At 57.6% G+C, this 6,528-nt stretch carries 5 protein-coding genes; all 5 read left to right on the top strand.

Translation table 11 applies throughout. The features are described from left to right. The first annotated feature begins 282 nt into the window (after positions 1 to 282). The 5 genes from B1818_RS23650 (at position 283) to B1818_RS24635 (ending at position 6,085) form a co-directional block, all read left to right on the top strand. Positions 283 to 1,416 carry a tyrosine-type recombinase/integrase gene (locus B1818_RS23650; protein ID WP_176455988.1) on the top strand — a complete coding sequence of 378 codons (1,134 nt, stop codon included), beginning with the start codon at positions 283 to 285 and terminating at the stop codon, positions 1,414 to 1,416. Beyond that, positions 1,413 to 1,778 carry a helix-turn-helix transcriptional regulator gene (locus B1818_RS23645; protein WP_078114162.1) on the top strand — a complete coding sequence of 122 codons (366 nt, stop codon included), beginning with the start codon at positions 1,413 to 1,415 and terminating at the stop codon, positions 1,776 to 1,778. The genes B1818_RS23650 and B1818_RS23645 overlap by 4 nt, the downstream gene beginning before the upstream one ends. 151 nt (positions 1,779 to 1,929) lie before the next feature. Continuing rightward, a complete protein-coding gene (locus tag B1818_RS23640) occupies positions 1,930 to 3,222 on the top strand; it encodes a Fis family transcriptional regulator (protein ID WP_254859884.1) in 1,293 nt (430 codons plus the stop codon). A gap of 653 nt (positions 3,223 to 3,875) precedes the next feature. Then, on the top strand, positions 3,876 to 4,832 hold the full coding sequence (locus B1818_RS24095) for a hypothetical protein (RefSeq protein ID WP_139363090.1): 957 nt from the start codon (positions 3,876 to 3,878) through the stop codon (positions 4,830 to 4,832). A 719-nt stretch (positions 4,833 to 5,551) separates the two neighbouring features. After that, positions 5,552 to 6,085 carry a hypothetical protein gene (locus B1818_RS24635; protein ID WP_254859883.1) on the top strand — a complete coding sequence of 178 codons (534 nt, stop codon included), beginning with the start codon at positions 5,552 to 5,554 and terminating at the stop codon, positions 6,083 to 6,085. The last annotated feature ends 443 nt before the right edge of the window (positions 6,086 to 6,528 follow it).

The raw sequence follows: 6,528 nt of genomic DNA, 5'->3' as shown, positions 1-6,528 counted from the left end.
GTGGGTCAAGACCGCTGACCAGATCCTCGACTCCATCGCCCACTACTGCACACGAATTAATGACTCAGAACACTAGCGGGAATTATGTCATAACGTAGGTTATCGGCGAATAAAGGAGACGAGTTCAAACAGATGAGAGAACTCGTCCTAGTGGATCTCGAGCAAAACTGCTGGCCGCTACCGCAGTCGAGTTCGTAGGCCGCGGTGACCTGGTAACCCAACATGCAGATCAGCAGCGGTTTATGCAAACAGATGAGAGATTCTCGCGCTACACTTGCGTACATGCAGAGTGTTCCGGGTCGGCTACCAGACTTTCTGTCGAGCGGCGTCGTCGGTCTACTGCGGCCCGAGGACCGCGTTTTCGAGGCGATGCTGGATGGCTGGCGAGCGCAAATGCTGGCTCGTGGACTCGGTGTGCCATTCATCCAATCGTCGTGCAGCCTGGTGTCTCGCTTCCAAGAGCACTCCAACGAGTACCCGTGGGCCTGGCAGTCGATCCATGTCGATGAGTTCCTGGCTGATCGACGAACCGGATCAAAAGCCGTCTCAGTGTCGACGCTGCGCGCGAACGCCGGCACGATCAGGGCCTTCTGCTATTACGTCACTGACGAAAGGTACGGGTGGGCTGCCTTCTGCAGCAACGCATTTGATGACGTTCCCGCCCAAGTCGTTTTCGAGTGGAACACCCCGCGTCACAAGACCGATGACGCCATACCGGCTGACCGGCGTAGCTTCACCCAAGCCGAGTTGCAGACGTTCTTCGATGTCTGCGACGACCTCGTCGACCGCGAGTTCGCCAAGGGATCGAAGCGCTGGCTCCCACTGATGCGAGACTCCACCGCGTTCAAGGTGTGCTATGCCTACGGTCTGCGGCGCAGAGAGCTTGCCATGCTCGACTACCACGACTTCGGCCCAAACCCGCACGTCGACAAGTACGGCAGCTATGGCGCTGTCCAGGTCCGCTATGCCAAAGGCATGTCGGGCTCAGGACCACGGCGACGCACTGTCCTTACCGTGCCCGAATTCGACTGGGTAGTCGACCTTCTCGACCATTGGCTCTCGCCACAAGGACGCGAGCAGTTCGCCACAGCCGACCGCTCGGCATCATTGTGGCCGTCCGAACGCGCCGGCGCCACGGGCATCCGCAACTTCAATCGCACGTTCACCACGGTCCGCGAACTCGCCGGACTGCCGACAGAGTTGAAGATGCACTGCCTGCGCCACTCCTACGTCACTCACCTCCTGGAAGCCGGATACGACCCAATGTTCGTCCAGCAGCAAGTCGGTCACGCCTACTCATCCACCACCGCGCTCTACACCTCGGTCTCGGCAGACTTCAAACAAAAGGTCATCCAGCGGATGATCCAGCAACGAATCGTCACACGTGACGAAAGAAATTCTAGGAAAGACACGTGAGCGAGCAACGCCGAATCGGGTACCACTGGAATCTGCGCCAGCGGATGGCTGACCACAACCTGTGGAAGACAACCGAACTCATCCCGTTGCTGAAGTCCCGCGGCATCAACCTCTCGAATGCACAGGTGCATCGATTGGTGACCGGTACGCCTGAGCGGATCCCTGCCCGCACCTTCGCTGCGCTGTGCGACATCCTCGACTGCACACCCAACGATCTGTTCGAACCGTACGTTGAGATCCGCGCAGCGGCCACCGCCGACGCGCCGGCGAATCCGGCCGACCTCGGCCTCGGTGAGAAGCGCTCCGTCGCCCGCCGCATCCGAGTCGTCCGCAGCGATGGTGACGATGGCACGACCACGTAAACCCGAGGACCCACAACGGTGGGAAGTCCCGTGCGACCGCTGCGGCGAGCACCGCGAATGTGTCGCCGCCTGGCAGGGTCTCGGGGTGTGCGGCTACTGCTACCAAGCAGCCAAACGAACGCGAGGCGTGTGCGCGTGCGGTCACGAGGGAGTGTTGCCGGGAATCATCAACGGCCAACCGGCGTGCCGAAAATGCGCCGGGATCAAACTCAACGTCGACTGCGGCGACTGCGGCGCCGAGGAAGAACTGTACGCCCAAGGCCGATGCTGGCGATGCGTCCTGGGAACGACTGTCGACCGGTTGCTGACCAATCCCGAGACTGGCGTCATCAACGAGGAGTTAAAACCCTTTGCAGCCGCACTTAAATCGATGAAACGAGCCAACAGCGGCCTGACCTGGATCAAACAGAAGCACGTCACGGCGTTCCTCAGCGAACTAGCCCGCACGCCCCTCGTCACCCACGACGCGGTCGACGAACTCCCCCGATCACGCACCCGAGACTACGTTCGAGAACTCCTGATCACCCACCAGATCCTGCCGCCCAGAGGCGGACTGCTCCACCGCTACATCGATTGGTCAGACGAAGCACTCGACCGGATCGAATCGCCAGAACACCGCGACGTCGCCAACCGCTACATTCGATGGCATCACCTACGGCAGATGCATTCCATGGAGTCGGTGACACACGGAACGTTCCTGCGATCCAAGCAAACCGTCACCGTCACAATCGAATTCCTGAACTGGCTTACCACCAGAGATACCTCGATCCTTGACTTGTCCCAATCCCATCTGGACGCATGGCAGGCCGAAGGACCGAGCACACGCGAGTTCGCCATCCGCTTCCTAGCATGGGCTATCAAGACCAAACTGGTCGCTGCGGACCTCACGATGACACCCCACCGGCGTGGCAGCCCGAAGATGAGCGTCGAGGACCAACAAGACGCCGTCGACGGCATTACATCGAATCAACTGGAGCTGAATCCGCGTGACAGAGCTGCAGCGATCTTAGTGCTCGTCTTCGGCCAGCAGATTGACCGCGTCGTCAAACTCACTTGGGACCACGTCATAGTCTCAGATGACCTCGTGACCGTCACACTCGGCGACATCGCCATAGCCCTGCCAGTCCCGCTCGACGAGCCATTCCGCTACCTCGCCGGAGAACGCGACCTCGCGAATACCGCCGCGCACCCGGCCACTAATTGGGTATTCCGCGGCTACGTCCCAGGCCAACACATCAATCCGGCTCACCTACGGAACCGGCTGAAGGCGGCGTTCAGCACCCGCGCCGCTCGGCTTGGCACCCTCCATGAACTCACCAAACTTGCACCAGCAGCGATACTCGCCGACACTCTCGGCTACTCCCCCGCTACCATCGAACGGCATGCCGTGGCCTCTGCTGCGACCTATGCTCGGTATGTATCAATAGTCGACGCAGGCGGCTAGTCTAGCGCAGCTCTCCCACCCCGGATTCGAATCTCTTGAGTGAAAGGTCGACTTTGGACATCGAGACCTCCCTAGGACGTGGGTATTTCCCAAAGGAAATTCCACCCTCGTTCTCACCGGCAAACTTCGCGAGTCGCGTGGGATCCATATCCAAAACCACTACACATGGCAAGAATTCCTGGACGGAGCCGGTTCGATTTAGTATCGCTCGGGCTGGAGGCGTTCGAAGAACTATTGAAATTCCGAACCCGCATAGCCAGCGCCATATTGTCGAGCTTTGCTCTAAACACTGGGTAACATTGAGAAATCTAACGGCCAGGAGTCAGATATCGCTGACTAGGCCACTTCTAGGTAGTCGAGATCATGAGAGGTCGCTTCAATACCGAGTCCCACGGGGCCGCTGGAACAGGGAATTGATAGCGCGAATGCCGGCGGGAAGAGTGACACTGAAGACTGATATTAGTCAATTCTACTCGTCTATCTACACCCACGCAATAGATTGGAGTGTTCGCGGGCGAGGCGTCGCGAAAGCAAACATTCATGCGTCTGGACTTGGTCCCGATTTGGATAAACTGGTCCGCAACGCTCGGAATGGACAAACGATTGGATTATCAGTAGGGCCCGACACGTCGTGGTTGGCCTCGGAGGTGCTAATGGCGCGGATCGATACTGCGCTCGGTGCGAAGTTCCCGGAGGCAATTCGTCGCTCGGCCAGGATCTCGGATGATATGACAGTCTATGCGACTTCAACGGGCGAGGCCGAGGATCTGCTAGCTGAGTACCAGATGTTGTTACTTAGCTATGAGCTCGCCTTGAACCCGACGAAGGTCAGGATTGAGGACGGACTACTATTCTCAGAGCCGGATTGGGTTAGAGCACTTCGTAATCATCGGTATCGAGACGACAGAGACTCGAGTATGGCGTCAGATATCGTAGATCTGTTTGATGTCGCGTTCAACCAAAGGCGGCTGAACCCTACTCAAGGCGTACTAAACTATGCCCTACTGCGATGCAACCCCTTCCCTGGCGGGAAGGAGAGCTGGCCGATATTTCGCGATCTCATACTTTCGTCCACGAGTATTGAGTCCAGCACTCTTCCTAATGTTTTTGCTGTGTTAGAATTCGCCTATCATCATGGTCTTCCACTTAACAAAGAGCGAGTTTCTGAAGTTCTGAATTCAATTCTGTGCTTTCATGCCAGGCTTGGTCATGGATTCGAGACCAGTTGGATTCTGCACATTATCCGAAGCTTGAAAATGGAACTTTATACAGAAGCGGCATGTCTGGTCGCGGATATGGAGGACAACTGCACATTGATTCTTCTACGTGATATCGTAGACACCTCTAAGTCACTTCAGCGGAGTGTTTCATTCGATAAAGCCGTGCGACGGGCCGAGTGCGATGGTGCTCTTAGCAGCAAAGATTGGTTGCTGGCGTACGAGTTCCGTCACAATCGCTGGTGTCGCCCCAATAAATGGGACAATGAAAACTCATGGAAAGAGATGCACAAGCAGAAGATTGGTTTCTTTGTTCCGAGTGTGATTAATGGGAGGCGGCGGCTGAAACGTAGACGCCCAACTTATGTTTCTTCGTGGCTTTATGGACCCTAATACATAGGGACTGGTTGGATAGCAGTGGTATTGGTATGTCAGCCTGGCCTCGTTGAGTTGCCTTTCGCGTGATACCCGGCACTTTGGGGTGCGAAGGTTGCCGTCTCGGTTGTCGTCCTAGCTGGCCCTGTGAGACGTTGATTGGGCCCCTATCCACTCGTCAACGTCAGCGAGTGCGCCCGCCCGCAGGCGGGTGGTGGTAACGATTCGAGATGCACTCCCGATGTCCCTTCAGGGCTGTAACGATGCCAGCGCGCGGTGCAGCCATCAGCATCTGAAACCGGTAGTGTTTCACCGAAGTCGACCACAATGGACGCACTACCTCCGAGGAGACTGATATGAGCCCTAACAGTCTTCCTGAGTCATCCGAGCTGGATATCAGGGATTACCTCTACATCGATCGCACTCGGGTCGGAAGTTTGCTTGCTCAGCTCATAGATGGGCTCCCCGAGGAGCGAAGTGAGACAAAGACGCGTTCTCGCAGGATCGATTTGGGCCTTCGTCGAGTGGCGGCCGTCGGTAAGGACGTAGGTGAGAACAGCGCTCAGACGCTCGCTCTCGCTGACCTCCATGTGTCGCAACTTGAGGAGTCGGCAGAGGCGTTAGGCCTGCTTGCGGACGTGTCAGACAAAATGTCGGCACGTAAGTTCTGGCTCCGCGGGAAGGTGCGTGATCGAGCGCGGCCAGGAATGCTACTGCGCGTAACCGCGCCGACTCAGATGAGTGACATCGCGAGCATCGCAGGTGCGTTCCGCCGACTTAATGATGCGTTGTCAGACGAACCAGGCGAGCTAGAGCAGGTGCTTGACGCCCTAGAAGCGCTGTATGGGGACTCCATCACGGTGTCAGTCCGTACTGCTAACCCGGATGATTACGAAGTGGGCTTTGTCGGGGAAATTCCTCACGAGCATGAGTTCGGCCCTATGCGGCGCGAGTTACTCCTATCGCAGGTGGGCTCGGAACCCACTGAACTGACCACCCTCATGCAGGTAGCGGCGGTTCCGACGGAACGTGAGAGGTTCACTCCTGAGCAGGTCATCGCCCAGATCAAGCCGCAGGTCGACCGGTTACTCCAAAGTGGAGACTCAGGAATTGATCGATCGGCTCTCGATGAGCTCACCGGCGCATTCGGCGGCATGTTGACGAGCACTGGGTTTGTCGCTGCACCAAGTTGGCCTGCGATAGGCGTGGTGCCGCTCGCGATCTACAGGGCCGTTGAACAAGCGCCTTGGACATCGATGCCACCCGTCTGACTAGGTCGGTCGGGAACCTTTCCGATGTGCTCTGGTTGCTGAAGTCGAACGCCGGTTGCTACTCGTCCTACTTCAACACGTCTCGTTCCCAGTTCAAATCGACTGAGCGAAATATCAATTCGGGTTCGAGTTGACATAAGCGTCCTGCGAGCGGCGGCGTGAAAGGCGCCAGGCGGCCGCGCCGATGATCGGAACAAGCCACACGACGCCGACCCACCCCACGTCGCACTGCGACGCGGCCCGATGTGACGACTGATGACGTCGACAGTCGCGAACATCGACAAGGCGATCCAGACGCAGAACAACACAAACAACGCAAAACCGATGTAAAACGGCCAGTTGTCTGGCAGGTCCCCGATAGCCGGTCCAGGCAGTTCTAGAGCCAGTTTCTTCTAGCTGTCGGTCAGTCGATCTCGCAGCCCACAGGGTGGTGCTGGTGGGTG

The sequence above is a fragment of the Gordonia sp. IITR100 genome, from assembly GCF_002009645.1.
Lineage (GTDB): Bacteria > Actinomycetota > Actinomycetes > Mycobacteriales > Mycobacteriaceae > Gordonia > Gordonia hongkongensis.
Note: the sequence above shows the minus strand (reverse complement) of the source record. Positions and strands in the feature narration are given on the sequence as shown.

Bases quoted from the DNA above. Each gene is read 5' to 3' on its own strand.
- B1818_RS23650 (WP_176455988.1), top strand. From the start codon at position 283: ATGCAGAGTGTTCCGGGTCGGCTACCAGACTTTCTGTCGAGCGGCGTC.
- B1818_RS24095 (WP_139363090.1), top strand. From the start codon at position 3,876: ATGGCGCGGATCGATACTGCGCTCGGTGCGAAGTTCCCGGAGGCAATT.
- B1818_RS24635 (WP_254859883.1), top strand. From the start codon at position 5,552: ATGAGTGACATCGCGAGCATCGCAGGTGCGTTCCGCCGACTTAATGAT.